Origin of the sequence: Agrobacterium vacciniicorymbosi, assembly GCF_040427045.1 — a bacterium.
Lineage (GTDB): Bacteria > Pseudomonadota > Alphaproteobacteria > Rhizobiales > Rhizobiaceae > Agrobacterium.
The window spans coordinates 187,150-209,862 of the sequence record NZ_JBETMF010000004.1; the positions used below are offsets into that span (position 1 = coordinate 187,150).

Here is a 22,713-nt window from a genome sequence, read left to right on the forward strand (position 1 = left end):
CAATATGAAAAAATGCTCATATTCGGCTGAAAGAGAAGAAATTTTGGCTCGTGCAATCGGCCCTGTGGCTGCCGAGCTCCGCTTGATCGATGCGGGAGACCTGATCTCCCTTCTGAAGTTCGAATATTATAGCAGCCTGTCGGATCTGGTTGATTCGGCAGCTGAGCTCTACTTCCATCCAGGCACGGTCTATTTTGGAATCGGCGGCGATTACAAGCTGGACTGGGACACCTATCCGTCCATCACGCTGGATCTGGAAATCAAGCCGAAAGGCGTGACCATCTATGCGCAATTGATGCTGGAAAAGGACCATGCCGGCGTCAACATCAACTACATCAACTTCCAGAACCCTTCGAGTGACCCGAACGAAAATACGGCGTTTCTGGAGGATAGTTTGCGCCACGCCTCGTTCTATCGCGACCGGGACAAGCCTGCGGCCAGTGCCACGCACTGATCTAACGCGTAGCGCGTCTAGACAAGCTTTGCCTTGCTGATTGCAACGCCACCGATGATCTTGATCGATTATCGGTGGCGATATGTTTCTGTCAGATGTTTTTGCCGAGAATATAGCTCGACAGTCTAACGGCTGCGTCTTCGATCTGGACCGGATCGCGCAGGAAGCAGGCGCGCAGGAAAAGCTCGCCGCCAGACCCGAAGGCTGTGCCGGGTGCAAGTCCGACACCGACCTTATCGACGATATCGAAGGCGGCAGCACGGCTGTCCGTGATCCCATCGATTTTCAGGAAGGCGTAGAGTGCGCCATCGGGCTTCAGCGTTTCGACGCGGTTGGTCGCAATCAGCGCATCGCAAAGAATATCTCGGGATTTGGCGGCCCGGGCGAAGTTCTGTTTGATGAAATCATCGCCATCGTCAAGTGCAGCAATGGCCCCACGCTGCATGAACTGCGCAACGCCCGACGTTGAATACTGGATGAGGTTTTCGATGACCTGACCGATCTCCGGCGGGGCGACCAGCCAGCCCACGCGCCAACCGGTCATGGACCAGTTCTTGGAAAAGGAATTGGCGAAGATGATGCGGTCACCCTCTTCCATGATATCGAGGAAGGATGGCGCGCGCGCATCGGCATAGTGATACAGCGCATAGATCTCATCGGCGATGATCCACAGACCGTGGCGGCGGGCAAGCGCCAGAATATCGCGCAGATTGTCATGCGTCGCCGTCCAGCCCGTGGGGTTGGAGGGCGTGTTGATGAACAGCGCCTTGGTCTTCGGCGTAATCGCCTGTTCCAGCTTGGCGACGTCGATATCCCATTTGCCGTTTTCAAAATCGATACCGACAGGCACGGCCTTTGCGCCCGCAACGCCGATGGCGGCCACGATGTTTGGCCATGTCGGCGTGATGTAAACCAGTTCATCACCGGGAGAGGTGAGCGCCTGGACGGCAAGCACGATGGCCTGCATGCCCGAGCCCGTGACGTAAAAATGTTCGGGCGACAGATTTGCGGAGAAGTGGCGCTGGTAGTAGCGGCTCATCGCATCGCGCAGTTCCGGAATGCCGCGCTGCCATGTGTAGAATGTCTCGCCGCCGGTCAGCGCATCGGCTGCTGCCTGCGCAATGAATGCCGGTGTGGGCAGATCACCTTCGCCGACCCAGAGTGGCAGCAGGTTTTCGCGGGCATGGGCGTATTTCTTGACTTCGACGATACCGCTTTCCGGCGTTGCCAGAGAGCGGGCACTTAGACTTTGCAGAACCGACATGAAAAAAGGCACTCCGTTTGAGTGCCTTCTTAACGCATGAAAAGCCTACTGTGCATGATTTTCCGTGAAGAGACCACGGATTTTACTGATGGATCAGACGCGACTGGTATCGGCGTTTTTCAGCAGATCGCGGATTTCCATGAGAAGCCGCACGTCTTCCGGTGGCGGTGCCGGTTCCTTCTTCTCCTCGACTTTCTGACGCTCGACCGACGAGCGCAGCGTGTTCACACCCTTGACCATCAGGAAAATGATCCAGGCCAGGATGAGGAAGTTGATGACGACGGTGATGAAATTACCATAGGCAAAAACCGCGCCCTGTGCGCGCGCAGCATCCAGCGACGTTGCCGTCACTGTCGAACTGAGCGGCAGGAAGTAGTTGGCAAAATCGAAACCACCGAACACGGCGCCGACGAGCGGCATGATCAGATCCTTGACCACCGAATCGACGATCTTGCTGAAGGCCGCGCCGATGATGACACCCACAGCCAGGTCCATGACATTGCCGCGGGCGATAAACGTTTTAAACTCGTTGAGCATTCCAGATGTCCCTCTTTGAAGCCCTCTCTCAGCCGGAGCGCGCTGCCACGGCAAACACATAATAACATTCAATTTTCGAATGTGCAGATATACGAAGCAAAAAGCTGGTTGGTTCCACCGTCTTAAACTTTATGCCAAGTCCCGGGCAATTCTCATTTTCCCGGAACTATCCTATGCTTGGCCAAGAGGATGGTGGGAGAGAAAAGCCAAGTGCTTCCTGGGTGGATCATATTCGGATCGGCATTCGCCTATATTCTGCTGCTCTTTGCAGTGGCGAGTTATGGCGACCGCAAGAGCCGTCGTAAAACCCCATCCAACCGGGGCAGGCCGATTGTCTATGCGCTCAGCCTTGCCATCTACTGCACCTCATGGACCTATTTCGGCGGGGTGGGCCTCGCATCCGAACGCGGGCTGGAATTCCTCGGCATCTATACCGGTCCCATTCTCGCCTTCACGCTGGGAATGCCGATCCTGCGACGGATCGTGGAACTGGCCAAGGCCGAAAAGCTGACATCGGTCGCCGATTTCATCGCGGCGCGTTACGGCAAGAACCCGACGGTCGCGACGCTGGTGTCGATCATCGCCCTTGTCGGCGCGATCCCCTATATCGCGCTTCAGCTGAAAGCCGTGTCCAATTCCGTTGCCGCAATGGTGGACCCGAGCGATTACGGGATCGGCAGCGGCAATCTCTACTTTCTCGATCTGCCTCTGCTGGTGACGGTGGTCATGGCGGGCTTTGCGGTGATTTTCGGAACCCGCCACACGGACGCAACCGAACATCAGGACGGCTTGATCCTCGCTATCTCGATGGAATCGGTGGTCAAGCTGGTCGCCATCTGCACGGCGGGCGTCTATGTCGTGTTCTTCCTGTTCGATGGTCCTTCACAGCTCTGGAAGCTCGCCTCCGAAAACAGTCAGGTCATGCAGGCCATGTCCTACCAGACGCCGATCAGCCGCTGGATTGTGCTGACACTGCTCTCGGCCTTTGCGATCATCCTGCTACCGCGCCAGTTCCATGTCACAGTGGTGGAGAACCGCACGCCGAATGAGCTGCGCATGGCGGGACTGCTCTTTCCGCTCTATCTCATCGCCATCAACATCTTCGTGCTGCCCATTGCCATTGCCGGTCTGCTGACGCTGGGTGGCACCGGCGACGCGGACCTTTATGTGCTGCAATTGCCGCTGGTCAACCAGATGCCGGTGGTCTCGCTCATCACCTTCATCGGCGGCTTCTCTGCGGCAACGGCCATGGTCATCGTCGCCTCTGTCGCGCTGTCGATCATGGTGTCCAACGACATTCTGATGCCGATTTTCCTGCGGCAGAAACTGTTGAACCGCTCCTCGCATCGCGATGATTTCGCCAAGACGCTGCTCAACATTCGGCGCACGGCGATCTTTGCAGTTCTATTGTTGGGTTATGCCTATTACCGGGCGGCAGACAGCGCATCCGGTCTTGCATCCATCGGGCTGCTGGCCTTCGCTGCTATTGCCCAGATGGCACCATCGCTTTTGGGTGGGCTGATCTGGCGCCGCGCCAATGCGCGGGGCGCCATTGCGGGCCTCAGTTCCGGCTTTGTCGTCTGGGGCTATCTGCTGTTTTTGCCGAGCCTTGGCGGGCCGGATAATTCCCATATTGCGGCGACTGTGCTGAGCTTTCTCTTGCCTGGCACGACGCTATTCAGCGGACCGGGAGCCGATCCGCTGGTCAATGCGGTAACGCTCAGCCTGTTGATCAATTGTGCTGCCTTCGTGCTTGGCTCGCTATCGCGCAATCCTCGTCCGGTGGAACGCATCCAGTCTGGCATTTTCGTCAAGCGCCATTCCAAATCGCAATTCGCGACGCGCGGCTGGAAAACGCGCGTCAGCGTAGGCGACCTGAAAACGGCGGTGGCACGCTATCTGGGCGAAGAGCGGATGCTGCGTTCGCTGTCGGCCTATGAAAAAACCGCGGGACGTAAGCTGGAAGACGACCAGCCGGCGGATATGGCGCTGATCCATTTCTCCGAGCAATTGCTGGGTAGCGCGATCGGCTCGTCTTCGGCGCGGCTCGTTCTGTCGCTGATCCTGCAGAAGGCAGAGGACACCAGTGCCGATACGGTCTGGCTGCTGGATCAGGCCAGCGAGGCGCTGCAATATAACCAGGACATGCTTCAAACGGCGCTGGCGCAGATGGATCAGGGCATCGCCGTGTTCGACAGTTCCCAGCAACTGACCATCTGGAACCGACGCTTTCGCACCCTGCTCGATTTGCCGGAGCAGTTCGGCAGGGTCGGCCTGCCGCTCAACGAGATCGTGGCTATGCTGGAGGAACGGGGTGATATTGATAGCGGCCAGCAACGCCAGACCATCGACCTGTTTCTGACGATGGACATGCCATTCTCGCTGGTGCTGGCGGGCGGTGCGCGGATCATCGAAGTGCGCTCCAACGCCATGCCGGACAAGGGCATCGTTGCGACCTTCACCGATATAACCCAGCGTGTTGCCAGTGACCAGGCGCTGAAACAGGCCAATGAAACGCTGGAACAGCGCGTCGAAGAACGCACCGGCCAGCTGACCCGCGTCAACCACGAACTGGCGGAAGCGCGTGCAGCGGCAGATGAGGCCAATATCGGCAAGACGCGGTTCTTTGCCGCCGCAGGCCACGATATTCTTCAGCCGCTGAATGCCGCACGGCTTTATTCGTCTGCCCTTGTCGAGCGCATGGGCACGTCAGATAATGGCGCATTAGTTCAGAACATCGATTCCGCGTTGGAGTCGGTGGAAACAATTCTGGGCGCGGTGCTGGATATTTCCCGCCTCGATACCGGCTCCATGAAGCCACGCATGGCCTCCGTATCGCTCAATGATCTGTTCAAGCGCATCGAGACGGATTTTGCCCCGATGGCGCGGGAGCGGAACCTTGAACTCATCGTCATGCCGACATCGCTGACGGTGAAGTCAGACATCAATCTGCTGCGCCGCCTTGTTCAGAACCTCGTTTCCAACGCCATCAAATATACCATTTCCGGCAAGGTGATCGTCGGCGTGCGACGGCGCGGCAAAGAGGCGGTGATTCAGGTCACCGATTCCGGCATCGGCATTCCGTCTTCCAAGTTCCGCACCATCTTCAAGGAATTCGCGCGGCTGGACGAGGGGGCGAAGACGGCAGCGGGGCTGGGCTTGGGCCTGTCTATCGTGGACAGGCTGTCGCGCATCCTGCATCACCCGGTTCATCTTTCATCCATTCAGGGCAGGGGCACGACATTTCGCGTTCATCTGCCACGCGAGGTCGCGCATGGCCGCGCGGACAAGGCGGTGGAGCGGAGCACGCCGCAGCCCATCACCAATCAAATGCATGGCTTTCACATCCTTTGTGTCGATAACGAGCCGAAGATATTGGAAGGCATGGCGCTGCTAATGTCCGGCTGGGGCTGTGAGGTCAGTCAGGCAGCGTCCCTTGCCGCCATCGATCACATGCTGGAAGCGCAAGTCCCCGCGCCGGATATGATCGTTGCCGATTATCATCTTGATGATGGCGACGGCATTGACGCTGTGTTGCGCCTGAGGCGCTTTTACCAGCGAGACATTCCAGCACTGCTCATCACGGCGGATCGAACGCCGGAGGTTCGTGCGCAGGCGGAAAAGGAAAGCATTGCCGTCCAGCACAAGCCAGTCCGGCCAGCAGCACTGAGGGCCTATATTAATCAGGTCTTCAGTGTAACGCGTGCGGCTGCGGAGTAGGGCGGGTCGGTAGAGCTGAACAGAAAAGGGCCGCTCGATACGGATCGAGCGGCCCTTATGTTTGGTTCTGAAGCGGTGGTTGGTCTTAAGCAGCGCGGCTGTAACGATCCTGCTGGTGACCTTCCTGGCCAATGCGGAAGCGTTGCACCAGACCGAGCAGGGCTTCGACTTCTTCGGACAGCATCTGGGTCGCCGCGCTGGACTCTTCGGCCATAGCGGCGTTCTGCTGGGTCATCTGGTCCATCTGGTTGACGGAGCCGTTGACTTCTTGAAGCGCGGATGACTGGTCGGCAGTGGCGGTCGCGATGGTCTCGACATGCTTGCTGACGACGACGATCTGCTGGCTGATGTCGGACAGAACCTGTCCGGCTTCCTGCACCAGAAGCGCGCCGGTGCCGACCTCATTGGTGGACTGGTTGATCAGCGTCTTGATTTCGCGGGCAGCATCGGCAGAGCGCTGGGCAAGTTCGCGAACTTCCTGAGCGACGACTGCAAAGCCCTTGCCTGCTTCACCGGCGCGAGCCGCTTCGATACCGGCGTTGAGCGCCAGAAGGTTGGTCTGGAAGGCGATGTCGTCTATGACTTCGATGATCTGCTCGATCTTCTTGGATGCATCTTCGATGCGGCCCATGGCGTCGATGGCGTTCTTGACGACTGAGCCGGAGCTGTCGGCGCTTTTTTGTGTGACGCGAACGGCCTGATTGGCTTCACGGGCGCGTTCAGCCGAAGACTTCACGGTAACGGTGATTTCCTCGACGGCAGCAGCCGTTTCTTCCAGCGATGCAGCCTGCGATTCCGTGCGGCGAGACAGGTCGTTGGAGGACTCGCGCATTTCCATGCCGTTGTGCTGAATGACCAGCGTTCTCTCGCGGATTTGCGCCAGCACGTCCTTGAGGTTGGCCAAGGATGTGTTGAAGTCCGTACGAAGTTGCTCCAGACGGCCCGAGAATGGGGAGTCGATTGTCTGGGTCAGATCGCCTTGCGAAAGACGGGCAAGGCCGCCGGCAAGCTGGGTGACCGCGAAATCGATCTGGCGATCCGTTTCGCGCTTTTCGGCATCGTTGCGACCGCGTTCGGCTTCTGCCTCGGCGCGCTCTTCTGCGCTACGGCCTTCAATCAGCAACTTTTCATGCGCGTTTTCACGGAAGACTTCCAATGCGCGGGCAATGTTGCCGAACTCGTTCTTGCGCTGGGTATAGGGGATATCCGTATCCAGCTTGCCTTCCGACAGCGACTTGACCGCATTGGTCAGAAGACCGAGGGGGCGCAGGGCGCGGTTGATGACGAAATAGCCAAGCAGACCGAAGACCAGCATGACGCCGAAGCCGCACCACAGAACGATATTGCGCAAACCATCGATATGGCCCTGATAAACCGTCATGGGCACGCCGACGAAGAGAATGCCGACTGCGGTTCCAGATTTGGACAGGACCGGGAGATAAGCGGTCATGTAGTCCGTGCCGAAGAGCTTGGCCTCACCGAAATAGGCCTCGCCCTTGACCATCTTGGCATAGGCCGGGCTGTCGAGCGCCAGCTTGGTGCCGACGGCGCGTTCACCCTTTTCGTTTTTCACGTTGGTGGAGATACGGAGGAAATCCGAGCCCTGTGCCTGAAACACGGTAGCGACGCCACCATTGGCAATGCCGGTGCGATCGACCAGATCGAAATCGAGCAGCGTACCGATGCTGGGACGGCTAACGGATTTCAATTCGCCGTTTTCAATAGCGACCGTCGCTCCACCAACCTTCATCTCATAAAGAATAGCCATGCTTCTGACCGCGCGCCGCGTATCCAGAAGTGCACTTTCCATGACGTCGTCTTTCAGACGAAAATAGGTCGTGGTACCCACGGCAACAATGCCAAGAAAAATGAGCGCGATGGTCAGACAGACCATCTGAACAACGATCGATCTCGAAAAGAAACTCGCCATACATATATCCCCGAGAATTACTGAATTTTGCCACAATGAACGAAAAACGTTAAAATTCAGGGAATATTGGGCGGGGGTAACTCCACGATAACATTGGGCTTTTCAGCCTATTTGACAGCAGTCAAATATAGGAAATTATTGCAATATTAGAGAAATAATCGCGCATGTCGTGTTTCGAAGCTGTTTTACAGCTTATCATCTTTCATCACTTTTGCTGTGGTGGTGATGATCGTTACACGCAAAGGCAAGACAATTGCTATTGCTTTGCAATGTCTGCCCTTGCGGTAATCTTACAGGCTCTGGCGGCTATTGGGATTCTGCTCGGCGCGGTCGCGGTAGAGCGCGGCGCGGCCCAGAAGCATCAGCGAGACGGGCGTGGTGACCGTCATGAAAATGCCGATGAAGATTTCATGGAAGACCGGTCGCTGGCCAGACACGGAAAAATATATGATCGACGCCATGACGATGCCGCCCGTGCCCCAGCTGGTGCCGAGTGTTGGGGCGTGCAGACGCTCATAGAAGCTTTGCAGCCGGGCAAAGCCGATCGTGCCGATCAGCGCCAGCGATGAACCCAGAAGTACGAAGAAGGCGACGAGGATCGACGCCCAGAGGGGGAATTCGGCAACTTCGCTCATTCGATCACCTCTCCGCGCATCATGAATTTCGAAAGGGCCACCGTGGACACAAAGCCGAGAATGGCGATCAACAGGGCGGCCGCGAAATAGACGTCGTTTCCGGTGCGAAGCCCGAAGGTCAGGACCAGCAGCATGGAATTGACGTAAAGCGTATCCACGCCCAGCACACGGTCCTGCGCGCGCGGGCCGATGGCTATGCGATAGACGGATATGGCCATTGCGATGGCCAGGAACAATTGGGCGATCGAAAACGACCAGAAAAGGATAACCGAACTCATTCGAATATCTCCATCAGCATTTTTTCATATCGGCTCTTGATGAGGTGCTGCCAGTACGCATCGCTGACCTCGTCCAGAACGTGGATGAGAAGCGTGCCCTGCGACGAGTTATATTCCAGCCAGGCGCTGCCCGGCGTTGCCGTCAGCACCACGGCCAGAGCCGCAAGACCCATTGGGTCTCGCAGGTCGAGCGGGATGGTCAGAAAGCCCGATTTGACCTTCCGGTCACGCTTGAACAGAATGATGAAGGCAACCGCGATGTTGGAGCGGATGATATCGTAAAGCACGATGACAATCAGCTTTATGACCAGATGCCAGTTGCGGATGCGCGGTTTTGGCGGGCGCAGCGACGCCATGGCCCAGGAAGCGACCATCGCCACCACCGTTCCCAGCAGCAGATGGCCGGGCGAAAAGCTGTTGATCGTCATCCAGAAAATGATCAGCGAAAGCGTCAGCAGCGGGTAGGGCAGAATGCGGGATATCATGGCGCTGCTCCCTGTCCGCTAACGGCACGCGGTGCCGTCATCACGCCCTGGATGTAGCTTTCCGGAAGATCGAGAATACGGGCCGTTTCCTGCATGTAGCGCATGATGGGACCAGCAGCGACCGTCATTGCCAAGGTCATGCCCAGAAGCAACAGGATGGGTGCGATTTCGATGACGAGAACGCGGGGCACCGTGCCTTCCAGCGAACCCCAGAAGGTGCGGATGCCCGCGCGCGTCATGGAGATCAGCGCAGCGAGACCGGAGAAGACGATAAGGAAAACGATCCACCAGGAAAGGGTCGAGACGCTGTCGTCCGCGCCGAGTCCGGAAGGATTGAGGATGGCGGATAGCATGGAGAATTTGGCGATGAAGCCCGATAGCGGTGGCAGACCGGCGAGAAGAATGCCGCAGGCGGCAAAGCAGGTGCCGAGAACGGCCATGGTGCCGGGCATGGTAACGCCGACTTCGTCTTCTTCTTCGTCCTCCTCGCCGTCACCATAGGCTTCCATGGTCACGGCCAGCACGTTGGCACCGGCATCCTGCCCGCGTTCCACAAGCTCGATCAGCAAAAAGAAAGCGCTGATGGTGAGCGTGGAGGAGACAAGGTAGTAGAGCGCGCCCGCAGCGACGGTGGGGTTACCGGTACCCATGGCGGCCAGCAGCGTGCCCGAAGAGACGAGAACTGAAAAGCCTGCCAAACGGCCAAGCGCCTGTGACGCGAGGACGCCGATAGTGCCGAAGACGATGGTGGCGATACCACCCACCAGCAGAGCATCGTGTCCGAAACCGGCGGATTCACCTGCCGTCTGGCCGAACAGCAGAAAGGATAGTCGCGCAATGACGTAAATACCGACCTTGCTCATGATGGCGAAGATGGCGGCAACCGGTGCGGATGCGGCGGTATAGGCTGACGGTAGCCAGAAGTTCAAAGGCCACATGCCCGCTTTCACGAGGAACGCGATGCCCAGCACGGCGGCGCCCGTTTCCAGCAGCATACGCTGGTCTGGATTGAGGCCTGCGATACGTTGGGCGAGATCACCCATGTTCAGCGTGCCGGTAACGCCATAGATGAGGCTGACGCCGATCAGGAAGAACAGGGCGGCGACCAGATTGATGGCGATGTAGTGCAAGCCTGCCTTGACGCGCAATTGCCCGGAACCGTGCAGAAGCAGACCGTAGGAGGCTGCCAGCATGACTTCGAAGAAGACGAAAAGGTTGAACAGATCGCCCGTCAGAAACGCGCCATTGACACCCATCAGCATCAGATGGAACAGCGAGTGATAATGCGCACCGGCCTTGTGCCACTTCGCCAGCGAATAGATGAGCGAGGGTATGGCCAACAGCGCCACGAGCAGCACCATGAGCCCGGACAGGCGGTCCGCCACCAGCACGATACCAAAAGGTGCTGGCCAGTTGCCGAGCAGGTAGACGCCCGTCGAGATGACAGCGGCGACCTCGGTGTTAACGGTGGAGTTCACCTCCACGAACAGGGCGATGGCCACGGCAAGCAGCAGGAAGGTCGAGATAACGCTGACGACCGCCTTGGTGGTGCGCTTTCGTTCATCGATGAACAGCAGAATAGCACCTGTTATCAGCGGCACCAGAATGGGTGCGACGACGATGTGCGAAGGCAGGAAATTCACTTCGTTTCCCTCCCGTCGACATGGTCCGTGCCGGTCAGGCCGCGTGCGGCAAGTAGCACGACGAGAAAGAGCGCTGTCGTTGCAAAACCGATGACGATGGCCGTCAGCACCAGCGCTTGCGGCACGGGGTCCGTTAGCGTCGAGGTGATGACACCGTCAAGCAGCAGGGGAGGCGCATTGGTCTTGATGCCGCCCACGCCGAAAATGAAGAGATTGACGGCATAGGACAGAAGCGAAAGACCGATGATGACCTGATAGGTACGCGGACGCAGGATCAGCCACACGCCTGATCCCGTCATGACACCGATGCCGATGGCGAGAATGAGTTCCATTACGCGTCCTCCGCTTTTGCGGCGTCGGGCGTACGTATCTTGTAATTACGCAGCGATTGGTGCGCCAATGCTATCAGAATAAGGACGGTCGCGCCGACCACCAGCGAGAAGACGCCGAGATCGAACAACAGCGCCGTCGCCGTCGGCATTTTGCCGATATAGGGAATGTCCGTGTACTGGAAATAGGATGTGAGGAACGGATAACCCAGGAACCATGACCCCATACCTGTCGAGGCCGCCATCAGCAGGCCAAAGCCCATCCAGCGCAGCGGCAGGATGCGGATACGGTCTTCCGCCCAGCGGGTGCCGCCCGCCAGATATTGCAGCAGGAAAGCAACCGCCAGCGTCAGGCCCGCCGAGAACCCGCCGCCGGGAAGATCATGGCCGCGAATGAACAGGAAAAACGAGAAGGTGACGATGACGGGGAACATCCACTGCATGATGACGGATGGCACCAGCAGATAATCGCGCACGGTATCGCCCTTGCTGCGTTCCGGGCTATCGGCATCGAAGGCGTTCTGGATGCGCTGCTGCTCGGGCATGCCGATGCTTTCATGCGCCGGGCGGAAACGGCGCAGCAGTGCAAAGACGGTCAGGCCGACAATGGCCAGAACCGCGATTTCACCCATCGTATCGAAGCCACGGAAGTCCACCAGAATGACGTTGACGACATTGGTGCCGCCGCCTTCCGAATAGGCTTTGTCGAGGAAGTAGTTGGCGATGGTGTTGGGCACCGGCAGCGTCATGACGGCAAAGGCGATGACGCTCATGCCGATACCGCAGGCGACCGCAAGCAGGAAATCGCGCCCGCGACGAAGCTGCGAGGGCAGCTCGTTGTTGTTGTCCACCTTGACCATGCGCTTTGGCAACCAGCGCAGGCCAAGCAGAATGAGCACGAGGGTGACGATTTCGACCAGCAACTGCGTGATGGCCAAATCCGGTGCCGACAGCCACACGAAGGTCAGGCAGGTGACGAGGCCGGAGACACCGAGCATGACGAGGGCGGCAAGGCGATGATACTTGGCCTGCCAGGCCGCACCCATGGCGGCAATCATGCCGATGGCCCACAGAATGGCAAAGATCGGATCGAAGGAGGTGACGCTGGGCAGCGTCAGCGAAACAGTCGAGGCGGCAAGCGGCGAGAAGCCGGCAATCAGCGCCACCAGGATCAGCATGCGCAGTTGCGGCTGCAGGCGGCGTGTGCCGAGCGTGCTTTCCAGCCAGCGTGCCCATTTCCACGACACGGTAACGAGGATACGCTCGAAAATGCGCTGGCCGCGCAGGTGGCGGAAGACCGGCGGGCCATCCTCACAGCGGGAGAAATAGCCGCCAAGCGCCGCATAGATCGCCACGCCACCGACGAGAGCGACAAGGCTCATCATCAGGGGAACGTTGAAGCCGTGCCAGATCGACAGGCTGTAAACCGGCGTCTGCGGACCGAGCACAGACAGCACTGCCGAATGCAGGAAGGGACCGATGGACAGGCTCGGAACGATGCCGACGATCAGGCAGGCAAGAACCAGAAACTCGATGGGAAAACGCATCCAGCGCGGCGGTTCATGCGGCTTCGGATTGGGAATATCGTGCGGGGGCGGGCCGAAGAAGACCGTGTGGATGAAGCGCAGCGAATAGGCGACCGCAAATGCACCCGAAAGGGTCGCGACATAGGGAAGCGCCTTGTCCAACAGAGAGTCTGCATGGGTTTCGACGGATTCGGCGAAGAACATTTCCTTCGACAGGAAGCCGTTGAACAGGGGAACACCGGCCATGGCCGCACTGGCCGCCATGGCAAGCGTGGCGGTGGCGGGTAAGAAGCGATAAAGGCCGCTCAGCCGCCGCATGTCGCGGGTGCCGGTTTCATGGTCGATGATACCAGCCGCCATGAACAGCGACGCCTTGAAGGTGGCGTGGTTCATCATGTGGAAGATGGCCGCGACAGCCGCCAGCGGACTGCCGAGGCTCAAAAGCGTGGTGATCAGGCCGAGATGGCTGATGGTGGAATAGGCCAGTAGCCCCTTCAAATCCTGCTGGAACATGGCGAAGTAGGCGCCAAGCAGCAGGGTGATGATGCCGCAGAAACCGAGCAGCCAGAACCATTCCGGCGTTCCTGCCAGAACCGGCCAAAGCCGCGCCAGCAGAAACACCCCCGCCTTTACCATGGTGGCAGAGTGCAGATAGGCCGAGACCGGTGTCGGTGCAGCCATGGCGTTGGGAAGCCAGAAGTGGAATGGAAACTGCGCACTTTTCGTCAGCGCGCCGATCAGGATGAGGACGAGTGCCGGGACATAGAGCGAATGCGCGCGGATATCGCCTCCCTTGGCAATGATAGCGTCCAGATCATAGCTGCCTGCCATGTGGCCGAGGATCAGCAGACCGGCCAGAAGGCAAAAGCCGCCAATGCCCGTGACGGTCAGCGCCATGCGCGCACCGTCGCGGGCGGTTGCGTTGTGGTGCCAGTAACCGATCAGCAGGAAAGAGAAGACGCTGGTCAGTTCCCAGAAAATCGAGAGAAGAATGACGTTGCCTGATAGCACGATGCCCAGCATCGAGCCCATGAAGGAGAGGAAAAAGGCGAAGAAACGCGGAATGGGGTCTTCCGCGGACATGTAATAGCGGGCGTAAAGCACCACCAGAAAGCCGATGCCGGTGATCAGGATGATGAACATCCAGGCGAAGGCATCCAGCCGCAGCGTGAAGTTGAGACCGAGCTGCGGCAACCATTCGACGTCATATTTGATAACCGCGCCACCCTTGACGCTGCCGTAGAGAAAAATGGTGGTGAGCAGCGCGAACAAGGCAATGCTACCGGCCACCGCTGCGGGCGCGCGCGCGGCGCCATATCGCGGCATCGCGGCGGTGACGATGCTGCCGATGAAGGGCAGGGCAATCAGTATGGGAAGTAGGACTTCAAGGCTCATATAGGCGGGCAATTTCTCTGGCGTTGCGGTTTGGCGGTTCTTGCGTCCGTCAGCTTCGCCAGATCCGTCGGAAGGAGACAGAGAAACAGGCCGCGACGGCTATGTGCTTGTTTTCGGTGGACCGCGAGGCGAGACCGTTCCGGCGAGACGAAGACCAGGCAAATCGGAGTGCAGGTCTTCAAGCCCGATTTGGGCCTTCCTATAGTCGGTTACCAGTGCGGGAACCGATAAAATCCCGTAAACAAAGTCGTGATCGAGCGTGTGACGGCAGATATCGCAAATGGCGACGTGACCGTCAAATTCATCCCGTGCCTCAACACCGGAGGGCAATGTCTGCTGTGGCAGATGGGAGCGTTCGAGGCGGTGCGGTTTGAGAACCGGGCTTGCGTTTGCGGCGGCCTGAATTCCCATGAAAACGAGCATGCCCGCGACAAAGACATCGATCAGCCTCGTGGAGTGAAGCGGGGCGCAGCGGCTTTTCCCGATCCATGGCAAAATCGTGTCTCCTCAGTCGTCGTCAGCGTTTCGTTGAAACATCACCATGGAAGCGGATATCGTGTGATTTTGTTTTAGGGGAACGGTGTTGCCGTTGTCCAGCGCGAGAGGCCTAAAAATAAGAAATCTTTTCCAAAAATAGCGATTCTTGAACGAATCCAGTCGTGTTAAATGTTATGAAAGGTAAAGTGCATAACAAATTTTAGCAATCTTAGGTGAAACCGCGCTTTCTTAACCTTCAAGCAAGGAATTAACCATAAAGATTGGACGTATTTCACGGCGGAATGAAGATTTGGACTAAATCTTCTTCCAGGCATGACGCCGCCCTGCCGTACCGGGACTGATCCGGTATTATCTTCGATTGCAGAAGGCTCAGCAGCGTCAGTGCGTCATCCCCTCGGGATGCGCATCACCGTGAAATATCCCCTTGGATACTGGCATTCTCAATCGGTCATTGGCCGGTTCACTCCCGGCGAAGTTATTGGGGACGTCGCTTGGGGCAGGATTTGCCAACAGATCAAACGCGAAAGGCAACAGGCGGTAGCCTGGCTGGCCGGTTGCGTTTTGCTGGTCTTGACCAAGACCAGTGCGATCTGCTGCGCCGTTACCGCACCATGCTGGAGCCCCACGTCAAGGCGGGCCTGCGCGACCTGATGGTGCGCTTCCAGTCCATGCCCGACTGTTCCCCGTCCTTCGAAAGCGAAAATCAGCTCGACAGGCTGCACGATCTCCAGATCGCCCATTGGGGTGTTTTGACGGATGCGCGCTTCGATGCCGTCTATGCCGAACGTATCAAGGTGCTATCGGACACCGAAAGCCGCATGGGTCTCGACCCGCGCTGGCACGTGGCCGGACATGCCGTGGTGCTGGAAAATCTTCTCGGCGGCCTGATTGCCGATCACGCACCGCGTTCGTTTCTGCCCGGCAACCGCAAGCGCCAGAAAGAACTGGCAGAGGCCGTCAAAGCCGTGGTGCGGCTTGTCATGGTCGATACCGAGATTGCGGTGTCGCTACGCTTCAACGAATTGCGCATTCGCCACAATCAGGAACTGGCAAAGCAGCGCGAAGACGATCAGGCCGGTGCCAAGCGCCTGTTGGGCGATGCGCTCAACGCTTTTGCTGCAGGCGACCTGACGGCACGCATTACTGGCGATATCCCTGAGGCCTACCGCGATCTGGCAGCTGCCTTCAATGGCGCGCTGGAAAAGATCGAGGCCTCCATGTCCGCTGCTCAAGCGGGCATTCATGATGCGCATGCCGCCACCGAACGACTGGCGGGTGAGGGCAGGGCCATGGCCTCCGCTTCCTCCCAGCAGGCGCAACGCTTCACCAGCGCTGCCGATTCACTCGGCTCCGTCATCGGCGAAGTCCGCACCAGCAACGAGCGCATTTCCGCAGCCGAAAGCGCGGTCTTGCAGGCACGCAATGCCGCCACCGAAAGCGGCACGGCTGTCGGTGAGGCGATAAGCGCCATGGCCGGTATCGAACAATCCGCAGAACAGATTGGTCGTATCATCGGCTCCATCGACGAGATCGCGTTCCAGACCAATCTGCTAGCGCTCAATGCCGGTATCGAAGCGGCGCGTGCGGGCGAAAGCGGTCGCGGCTTTGCTGTCGTTGCGCAGGAAGTGCGCGCGCTGGCGCAGCGTTCCGCGGATGCGGCACGGGAAATCAAGAACCTCGTCAACGGCACCAAGACGCAGGTCGATGCGGGCGTACGGATGGTCAATCGCACGCAGGAAGCCATTGGCGGCGTGGTTCGTCAGGTTTCCGGCGTTAGCGATATGATCGGCGATGTTGCCCGCCGCACCGACGAAAACGTCACCAGCCTCCAGACGGTCGCGGTCGAACTCGGCTCGATTGGCGCGGAGTCGGATCGCGCCGCCAGCCGCCTGACGACGACGGCGCAAGAGGCCGACGATCTGCACACGGTTATTCTCGAACTGGGCCGGACGGTGCGCGAATTCCGCATTGCCCGCCAGATGCACGCGGCGGCAGAGCCGGTTACGAGACAGTATCAGCATCAGCAAAACGTGGCACCCTTGCGCGAGGAACGCATGGATTACGGCTACGTGCAGCAACAATTCAGACGCCAAGGAGTGATTTGATGGCAGGCAGGAAAGCAGCGCAGTCGACATTGAAACTGTCACCGGTGCTGGACCTCAATCAGGCATCCGTCTTGCACGGAAAACTGATGGAAATGAGGGGTGCCCCGCTTGCGGTGGATGCCTCCGAGGTCGAGCGCGTGGGCGTACAGTGCGCCCAGGTCTTGATGGCTGGCATCAAGGCTTGGGAAGCCGATGGCAAACCATTCACTTTTTCCAAGGCATCGGATGCCTTTGACAAAACCCTTAAACTGATCGGCGTAGACATCGATCATATGCTCCCGAAGGAGGCATAGAAATGAAGAAGAAGGTTCTGACCGTCGACGATTCCAGAACGATCCGCAACATGTTGCTGGTCACGCTCAATAATGCGGGTTTCGAAACGATCCAGGCGGAAGACGGCGTCGAAGGACTTGAAGTTCTCGAGGGCTGCGATCCAGACGTCATCGTCACGGATATCAACATGCCGCGTCTCGATGGCTTCGGCTTTATCGAAGGCGTTCGCCGCAACGAAAAATACCGTGCGATCCCGATCCTCGTGCTGACCACCGAAAGCGATGCCGAGAAGAAAAATCGTGCCCGCCAGGCAGGCGCGACCGGCTGGATCGTCAAGCCGTTCGATCCTGTAAAGCTGATCGATGCCATTGAACGCGTAACTGCTTGATACGGGACCACTCACGATGGATATGAACGAAATCAAAGAAATCTTCTTCCAGGAGTGCGAGGAACAGCTCGCCGAACTGGAATCGGGTCTTCTGAAATTGAACGACGGCGACCGCGACCCGGAAACCGTGAATGCTGTGTTTCGTGCCGTTCATTCCATCAAGGGTGGAGCGGGTGCTTTCGGTCTCGAAGATCTCGTGGCCTTCGCCCACGTTTTTGAAACGACTCTGGATTGCGTGCGCTCGAACAAGCTCGAGCCCGATCAGGACGTTCTGAAGGTCATGCTGAAATCGGCCGACGTTCTGGCCGATCTGACCAATGCCGCCCGTGATGGTGGCAGCGTCGAGGAAGGCCGCACGCGCGGACTGGTCAAGGAACTGGAAGCGCTTGCCAATGGCGAAAAGGTTTCGCCCAGTGCAGCCTCGGAACCGGCAGCACCGAAAGCCGCAGCACCAGCACCGGTTGCCGCAGCACCTGCCCCGACCGACGACAGTGGCTTCCAGCCCGTCGCCTTCTCCTTCGGCGACTTCGAAGACGACACGGTTCCACTCATGGAAACACCGTCCTTCAACGTCGTCTTCAAGCCGCAGACATCGCTCTACACCAAGGGCAATGAATCCGCGCTTCTGCTGCGCGACCTCTCGCGCATCGGCGAGATGAGCATCAACTGCGACATGACCGCATTGCCGCTGCTCGAAAACATCGAGCCGGAAGCTGCCTATTTCCAGTGGAAGATCACGATAAAGACGGACAAGGGTGCCGCTGGCATCCGCACCGTTTTCGAGTTTGCGGAGTGGGATTGCGATCTGGAAATCACCGAGATCGTCGAGGAAACCCCGCCTGAAGAAGAACTGCCGATGATACCGGTGCCGTTCGATCTTTCGGTTCTGGATGAAGTCGCCGACGAACCCGCCGTCATGTCTGATGCCGCAGACGAGACGACTGCTGCAAAGACCGTTGCAACAGCCGTCGCCGCGACCGAAGTCACGCGCACCGTTTCTGCCGCTTCCGAGAAGAAGGAAGCACCGGCTGCCGCTGCAGCGGCTGCCAACGCCGCCAATGCAAGCGCCGGCCAGACCATCCGCGTCGACCTCGACCGCGTTGACCGCCTGATCAACCTCGTCGGCGAACTCGTCATCAACCAGGCGATGCTGTCGCAGAGCGTGATCGAAAACGACACGACCGGCACATCCGCCGTCAACATGGGTCTGGAAGAACTTCAGCAGCTGACGCGCGAAATTCAGGATAGCGTCATGGCCATCCGCGCGCAGCCTGTGAAGCCTGTCTTCCAGCGCATGTCGCGTATCGTCCGCGAAGTTGCCGACATGATCGGCAAGCAGATCCGCCTGATCACCGAGGGTGAAAACACCGAAGTGGACAAGACGGTCATCGACAAGCTGGCCGAACCGCTGACGCACATGATCCGTAATGCCGTCGACCACGGCATCGAAACGCCTGAAAAGCGCGAAGCCGCCGGCAAGAACCCGGAAGGCACCGTCAAGCTGACGGCAAAGCACCGCTCGGGCCGTATTCTCATCGAACTTCAGGACGATGGCGCGGGCATCAACCGCGAGCGCGTTCGCCAGAAGGCCATCGACAACGACCTGATCGCTGCCGATGCCAACCTGACGGACGAAGAAATCGACAACCTGATCTTCGCACCGGGCTTCTCTACCGCCGACAAGATTTCCGATATTTCGGGTCGTGGCGTCGGTATGGACGTGGTCAAGCGCTCGATCCAGGCACTCGGTGGCCGCATCAGCATCACCTCGCGTCCGGGCCTCGGCTCGACCTTCACCATGAGCCTGCCGCTGACGCTTGCCGTTCTCGATGGCATGGTGGTGACGGTTGCCGGTCAGACGCTCGTCGTTCCTTTGACGGCGATTGTCGAAACGCTGCAGCCGGAAGCCGTGAACATTCACTCCTTCGGTTCCAACCAGCGCCTGATCTCGATCCGCAACTCCTTCTGCCCGCTGGTGGATGTCGGTCGCATTCTCAACTTCCGCGCCACACAGGCAAACCCGGTGGACGGTGTTGCCCTTCTGGTGGAATCGGAAGGCGGCGGCCAGCGCGCTCTGATGGTCGATGCCATCCAGGGGCAGCGTCAGGTCGTGATCAAGTCGCTGGAAGCCAACTACACCCACGTTCCGGGCATTGCTGCCGCAACCATCCTCGGTGATGGTCGTGTGGCTCTCATTCTGGATGTGGATGCTGTTGTCGGCGCGTCTCGTGGCCAGTCTCTCAAGCAAGAGATGTCTCTTGCGGCAGCCGGTTGAAAAGTGGTGATGAATGACAGCGCTCAAGTTTAACGATCAACGCCTATCACCGGACGAAGTGCTTGCCAGCGGAGAATATCCGCTGACACGCCGCGACCTGTCCGAAATCGCCGCGATGATTTATGCCGATGCGGGTATCTATCTGAACGACACCAAGGCGTCGCTCGTTTATTCGCGACTGTCAAAACACATCCGCAATCTGGGCCTGTCCGGATTTCGGGAATATTGCACTCTGGTTTCCTCGCAGGAAGGCGCGCATGCGCGCAGGGAAATGCTGTCGCATCTGACGACGAATTTCACCCGCTTCTTCCGCGAAAACCATCACTTCGAGCATCTGCGCGATGAAGTCCTGCCGGGCCTCATCAACCGGGCGAAGACGGGTGGCCGCGTTCGCATCTGGTCTGCTGCCTGCTCCGACGGTCAGGAGCCCTATTCGATTGCGCTGACGGTCCTGGCGATGTTTCCAAACGCCGCCGACTACGATTTCAGGATTCTGGCAACCGACATCGATCCCAAGATTCTGGCGCAGGCGAGAGCAGGGGTCTATGACGAGAACGCGCTCGAAACCGTGTCTCCGGCCATGCGCAAGCAATGGTTTCAGGACGTGGATGTCGGCGGTCGCCGCAAGCACCAGATCAGCGACAAGGTCAAAAAACTCATCACTTTCAACGAGCTGAACCTCATGACGCAATGGCCCTTCAAGGGCGGTTTCGACGTGATTTTCTGCCGCAACGTGGTGATCTATTTCGATGAGCCGACGCAGGTGAAAATCTGGTCGCGTTTTGCGGGTCTGTTGCCGGAAGGTGGACATCTTTACATCGGCCACTCCGAGCGTGTTTCGGGTGATCCAAAGGCCCTGTTCGACAATACCGGCATCACCACCTATCGCTTCATCGGCAAACCCGGCGGGAGGAAAGCATGACTTCACCGGCACGGGTTCTCGTTGTTGACGACTCACCCACCATGCGTGGGCTGATTTCGGCTGTGCTGAAGGCTGACCCCGATGTTGACGTGGTCGGTCAGGCAGGCAATGCCATGGAAGCGCGTGCGGCAATCAAGGAACTCAATCCGGATGTCGTGACGCTGGATATCGAGATGCCGGAAATGAACGGCCTTGAATTTCTGGAAAAGATCATGCGGCTTCGGCCCATGCCGGTCATCATGGTCTCGACCCTGACGCATCGCGGTGCCGGCGCATCTCTGGCGGCGCTCGAAATCGGTGCCTTCGATTGCGTGGGCAAACCGGCACCCGGTGACAGCAGGCCGTTTGGCGATCTGGCGGAAAAGGTCAAGGCGGCGGCGCGTTCGCAGCACCAGAGCTATCGCAATGTCGCTGCCGAAAAGCCTGCTATCGCGGCGCCGATGGCTGTCAGCGATTATCGTGTGGGTCGCAAGATCGTTGCCATCGGTTCATCGACCGGCGGTGTGGAGGCTCTGATTTCTGTTCTGCAGAAGTTTCCGGCCAATTGCCCGCCCACGGTCATCACCCAGCACATGCCATCGACCTTCACGAAAAGCTTCGCCGAACGTCTCAACCGGCTCTGCGCACCCGTGGTGGAAGAGGCAACCGATGGGGCACGGCTCCAGACCGGTAAAATATACCTCGCACCCGGCGGTGAGCGGCATTTGCAGGTCGTTAATCATTCCGCACCAAGTTGCAGGCTTTTGGAAAAAGAACCTGTTAATGGCCATCGACCATCGGTGGACGTTCTGTTCGATTCCGTGGCCGAACTTGCCGGACGCAATGCGGTCGGCGTCATCCTGACCGGAATGGGTCGCGACGGTGCTGCCGGTTTGCTGAAAATGCGTCATGCCGGTGCGCGTACCGTCGGTCAAAACGAAAAAACCTGCGTCGTTTATGGAATGCCGAGGGTCGCTCATGAGCTTGGTGCGGTTGAACAACAGCTTCCGCTCAACGCCATCGGCGAAGAAATTCTGAAACTTACTGCTGCCCGAAAAGAAGGTTCCGACTAATGTCTCTTGCAGAAAAAATCAAAGTTCTGATCGTTGACGATCAGGTCACAAGCCGCCTCCTGCTCAGTGATGCACTGACGCAGCTCGGCTTCAAGCAGATCACCTCCGCTGGCGATGGCGAGCAGGGCATGAAGATCATGGAGCAGCAGCCCCATCATCTCGTCATCTCCGACTTCAACATGCCCAAGATGGACGGTCTTGGCTTCTTGCAGGCGGTTCGCACGAACCCAACCACCAAGAAGGCAGCCTTCATCATTCTGACCGCGCAGGGCGACCGCGCGCTGGTTCAGAAGGCAGCTCAGCTCGGTGCAAACAACGTTCTGGCAAAGCCATTCTCCATCGACAAGATGAAGGCGGCAATCGAAGCCGTATTTGGATCCTTGAAATGATCGAAACCGCAGCCAAGCGCGTGCACATTATCCAGGGCGAATACAAGATCGCCAACGATCCCGATGTGGTCTTGACGACCATTCTCGGCTCGTGCGTGGCTGCGTGTCTCAGAGACCCCGTTGCGGGCGTCGGCGGCATGAACCATTTCTTGCTGCCGGGTACGGGGGGTATGGGGGGTGGAGATGCGACCCGTTACGGGGTGCATCTCATGGAATTGCTGATCAACGGCCTGCTCAAGCAGGGGGCACGCCGTGATCGTCTCGAGGCAAAAATCTTCGGCGGGGCGAAGACGATTGCCAGCTTCTCTAATGTCGGCGAGCAGAACGCCGCATTCGCGGTGCAGTTTCTAAAGGACGAAGGCATTCGTCTTCTCGGGCAATCGACGGGAGGGGACTCGGGCCGCAAGGTGGAGTTCTGGCCGGTTTCCGGTCGCGCGCGTCAGCATCCGCTTAGCGGAGCCGAAGCGCAGTCGACGGTTGCTCTGGAAAGACGCCCCGCACCGGCACCAAAGCCAGTGGCAAGCGACATCGAATTTTTCTAAACGGCGCACAAAGCGATTGCTCACGCCGTTCCATCATTTTGTTTCAGCATCGGGCCGAAATAGGTTTTTTCTT

Annotated in this window: 20 protein-coding genes; 10 read left to right on the forward strand and 10 right to left on the reverse strand. The window is 58.4% G+C overall.

The window, feature by feature from the left end:
• Nucleotides 1-4: 4 nt before the first annotated feature.
• On the forward strand, nt 5-454 hold the full coding sequence (locus ABUK73_RS08540) for a hypothetical protein (RefSeq protein WP_353576900.1): 450 nt from the start codon (nt 5-7) through the stop codon (nt 452-454).
• A gap of 91 nt (nt 455-545) precedes the next feature.
• On the opposite strand, the gene ABUK73_RS08545 is transcribed toward ABUK73_RS08540, so the two are convergent.
• Both ABUK73_RS08545 and mscL read right to left on the reverse strand, forming a co-directional pair.
• Nucleotides 546-1,718: a pyridoxal phosphate-dependent aminotransferase gene (locus ABUK73_RS08545; RefSeq protein ID WP_353576901.1), complete on the reverse strand. Its 1,173-nt coding sequence runs from the start codon at nt 1,716-1,718 to the stop codon at nt 546-548.
• Nucleotides 1,719-1,811: 93 nt separating this feature from the next.
• Nucleotides 1,812-2,255, reverse strand: a complete 444-nt coding sequence (gene mscL, locus ABUK73_RS08550) for a large conductance mechanosensitive channel protein MscL (RefSeq protein ID WP_353576902.1) — start codon at nt 2,253-2,255, stop codon at nt 1,812-1,814.
• Nucleotides 2,256-2,465: 210 nt separating this feature from the next.
• On the opposite strand from mscL, the gene ABUK73_RS08555 reads away from it, so the two are divergent.
• Nucleotides 2,466-5,975, forward strand: coding sequence for a hybrid sensor histidine kinase/response regulator (locus tag ABUK73_RS08555; protein ID WP_353576903.1), 3,510 nt, complete (start codon nt 2,466-2,468; stop codon nt 5,973-5,975).
• Nucleotides 5,976-6,060: 85 nt separating this feature from the next.
• Here the strand turns inward: ABUK73_RS08555 and ABUK73_RS08560 are convergent, their stop codons facing one another.
• From ABUK73_RS08560 to ABUK73_RS08595, 8 genes are all read right to left on the reverse strand, one after another.
• Nucleotides 6,061-7,905 (reverse strand): methyl-accepting chemotaxis protein, encoded by a 1,845-nt coding sequence (locus ABUK73_RS08560; RefSeq protein ID WP_353576904.1) that lies wholly within the window; start codon nt 7,903-7,905, stop codon nt 6,061-6,063.
• 290 nt (nt 7,906-8,195) lie between these two features.
• Nucleotides 8,196-8,540, reverse strand: a complete 345-nt coding sequence (mnhG, locus tag ABUK73_RS08565) for a monovalent cation/H(+) antiporter subunit G (protein WP_353576905.1) — start codon at nt 8,538-8,540, stop codon at nt 8,196-8,198.
• Nucleotides 8,537-8,818 carry a K+/H+ antiporter subunit F gene (locus ABUK73_RS08570; protein ID WP_113089690.1) on the reverse strand — a complete coding sequence of 94 codons (282 nt, stop codon included), beginning with the start codon at nt 8,816-8,818 and terminating at the stop codon, nt 8,537-8,539. The genes mnhG and ABUK73_RS08570 overlap by 4 nt, the downstream gene beginning before the upstream one ends.
• Nucleotides 8,815-9,303 carry a Na+/H+ antiporter subunit E gene (locus tag ABUK73_RS08575; protein ID WP_353576906.1) on the reverse strand — a complete coding sequence of 163 codons (489 nt, stop codon included), beginning with the start codon at nt 9,301-9,303 and terminating at the stop codon, nt 8,815-8,817. The genes ABUK73_RS08570 and ABUK73_RS08575 overlap by 4 nt, the downstream gene beginning before the upstream one ends.
• Nucleotides 9,300-10,946 carry a monovalent cation/H+ antiporter subunit D gene (locus tag ABUK73_RS08580; RefSeq protein WP_353576907.1) on the reverse strand — a complete coding sequence of 549 codons (1,647 nt, stop codon included), beginning with the start codon at nt 10,944-10,946 and terminating at the stop codon, nt 9,300-9,302. The genes ABUK73_RS08575 and ABUK73_RS08580 overlap by 4 nt, the downstream gene beginning before the upstream one ends.
• The gene (locus ABUK73_RS08585; protein ID WP_062586443.1) at nt 10,943-11,278 is read right to left on the reverse strand and encodes a Na+/H+ antiporter subunit C; all 336 of its coding nucleotides are present in this window, start codon (nt 11,276-11,278) and stop codon (nt 10,943-10,945) included. Before ABUK73_RS08585 ends, ABUK73_RS08580 begins: the two co-directional genes overlap by 4 nt.
• Nucleotides 11,278-14,196: a monovalent cation/H+ antiporter subunit A gene (locus ABUK73_RS08590; RefSeq protein ID WP_353576908.1), complete on the reverse strand. Its 2,919-nt coding sequence runs from the start codon at nt 14,194-14,196 to the stop codon at nt 11,278-11,280. Before ABUK73_RS08590 ends, ABUK73_RS08585 begins: the two co-directional genes overlap by 1 nt.
• A 99-nt stretch (nt 14,197-14,295) precedes the next feature.
• Complete coding sequence (locus ABUK73_RS08595) at nt 14,296-14,691, reverse strand: hypothetical protein (RefSeq protein ID WP_353576909.1); 396 nt, start codon at nt 14,689-14,691, stop codon at nt 14,296-14,298.
• A gap of 506 nt (nt 14,692-15,197) precedes the next feature.
• Between ABUK73_RS08595 and ABUK73_RS08600 the strand changes: the two genes are divergently transcribed.
• The 8 genes from ABUK73_RS08600 to cheD are packed head-to-tail and all read left to right on the forward strand — an operon-like array spanning nt 15,198 to nt 22,640.
• A complete protein-coding gene (locus ABUK73_RS08600; protein ID WP_353576910.1) occupies nt 15,198-16,799 on the forward strand; it encodes a methyl-accepting chemotaxis protein in 1,602 nt (533 codons plus the stop codon).
• The gene (locus tag ABUK73_RS08605; protein WP_113089694.1) at nt 16,799-17,092 is read left to right on the forward strand and encodes an STAS domain-containing protein; all 294 of its coding nucleotides are present in this window, start codon (nt 16,799-16,801) and stop codon (nt 17,090-17,092) included. Before ABUK73_RS08600 ends, ABUK73_RS08605 begins: the two co-directional genes overlap by 1 nt.
• Nucleotides 17,093-17,094: 2 nt before the next feature.
• The gene (cheY1, locus tag ABUK73_RS08610; protein WP_113089695.1) at nt 17,095-17,460 is read left to right on the forward strand and encodes a chemotaxis response regulator CheY1; all 366 of its coding nucleotides are present in this window, start codon (nt 17,095-17,097) and stop codon (nt 17,458-17,460) included.
• Between the two features lie 16 nt (nt 17,461-17,476).
• Nucleotides 17,477-19,735, forward strand: coding sequence for a chemotaxis protein CheA (locus tag ABUK73_RS08615; protein WP_353576911.1), 2,259 nt, complete (start codon nt 17,477-17,479; stop codon nt 19,733-19,735).
• Nucleotides 19,736-19,748: 13 nt separating this feature from the next.
• Nucleotides 19,749-20,657 (forward strand): protein-glutamate O-methyltransferase CheR, encoded by a 909-nt coding sequence (gene cheR, locus ABUK73_RS08620; RefSeq protein ID WP_113089697.1) that lies wholly within the window; start codon nt 19,749-19,751, stop codon nt 20,655-20,657.
• Nucleotides 20,654-21,709 (forward strand): protein-glutamate O-methylesterase CheB, encoded by a 1,056-nt coding sequence (cheB, locus tag ABUK73_RS08625; protein ID WP_113089698.1) that lies wholly within the window; start codon nt 20,654-20,656, stop codon nt 21,707-21,709. Before cheR ends, cheB begins: the two co-directional genes overlap by 4 nt.
• The gene (cheY2, locus tag ABUK73_RS08630) at nt 21,709-22,098 is read left to right on the forward strand and encodes a chemotaxis response regulator CheY2 (protein ID WP_042618009.1); all 390 of its coding nucleotides are present in this window, start codon (nt 21,709-21,711) and stop codon (nt 22,096-22,098) included. Before cheB ends, cheY2 begins: the two co-directional genes overlap by 1 nt.
• Nucleotides 22,095-22,640: a chemoreceptor glutamine deamidase CheD gene (gene cheD, locus ABUK73_RS08635; RefSeq protein WP_353576912.1), complete on the forward strand. Its 546-nt coding sequence runs from the start codon at nt 22,095-22,097 to the stop codon at nt 22,638-22,640. Before cheY2 ends, cheD begins: the two co-directional genes overlap by 4 nt.
• Nucleotides 22,641-22,713 lie beyond the last annotated feature (73 nt).

Coding starts and splice junctions, on each gene's coding strand:
- mscL (WP_353576902.1), bottom strand. CDS start 2,255: ATGCTCAACGAGTTTAAAACGTTTATCGCCCGCGGCAATGTCATGGAC.
- ABUK73_RS08560 (WP_353576904.1), bottom strand. CDS start 7,905: ATGGCGAGTTTCTTTTCGAGATCGATCGTTGTTCAGATGGTCTGTCTG.
- ABUK73_RS08545 (WP_353576901.1), bottom strand. CDS start 1,718: ATGTCGGTTCTGCAAAGTCTAAGTGCCCGCTCTCTGGCAACGCCGGAA.
- cheB (WP_113089698.1), top strand. CDS start 20,654: ATGACTTCACCGGCACGGGTTCTCGTTGTTGACGACTCACCCACCATG.
- ABUK73_RS08570 (WP_113089690.1), bottom strand. CDS start 8,818: ATGAGTTCGGTTATCCTTTTCTGGTCGTTTTCGATCGCCCAATTGTTC.
- ABUK73_RS08575 (WP_353576906.1), bottom strand. CDS start 9,303: ATGATATCCCGCATTCTGCCCTACCCGCTGCTGACGCTTTCGCTGATC.
- cheD (WP_353576912.1), top strand. CDS start 22,095: ATGATCGAAACCGCAGCCAAGCGCGTGCACATTATCCAGGGCGAATAC.
- ABUK73_RS08615 (WP_353576911.1), top strand. CDS start 17,477: ATGGATATGAACGAAATCAAAGAAATCTTCTTCCAGGAGTGCGAGGAA.
- cheY1 (WP_113089695.1), top strand. CDS start 17,095: ATGAAGAAGAAGGTTCTGACCGTCGACGATTCCAGAACGATCCGCAAC.
- ABUK73_RS08585 (WP_062586443.1), bottom strand. CDS start 11,278: ATGGAACTCATTCTCGCCATCGGCATCGGTGTCATGACGGGATCAGGC.
- cheY2 (WP_042618009.1), top strand. CDS start 21,709: ATGTCTCTTGCAGAAAAAATCAAAGTTCTGATCGTTGACGATCAGGTC.
- ABUK73_RS08605 (WP_113089694.1), top strand. CDS start 16,799: ATGGCAGGCAGGAAAGCAGCGCAGTCGACATTGAAACTGTCACCGGTG.
- cheR (WP_113089697.1), top strand. CDS start 19,749: ATGACAGCGCTCAAGTTTAACGATCAACGCCTATCACCGGACGAAGTG.
- ABUK73_RS08590 (WP_353576908.1), bottom strand. CDS start 14,196: ATGAGCCTTGAAGTCCTACTTCCCATACTGATTGCCCTGCCCTTCATC.
- ABUK73_RS08540 (WP_353576900.1), top strand. CDS start 5: ATGAAAAAATGCTCATATTCGGCTGAAAGAGAAGAAATTTTGGCTCGT.
- mnhG (WP_353576905.1), bottom strand. CDS start 8,540: ATGAGCGAAGTTGCCGAATTCCCCCTCTGGGCGTCGATCCTCGTCGCC.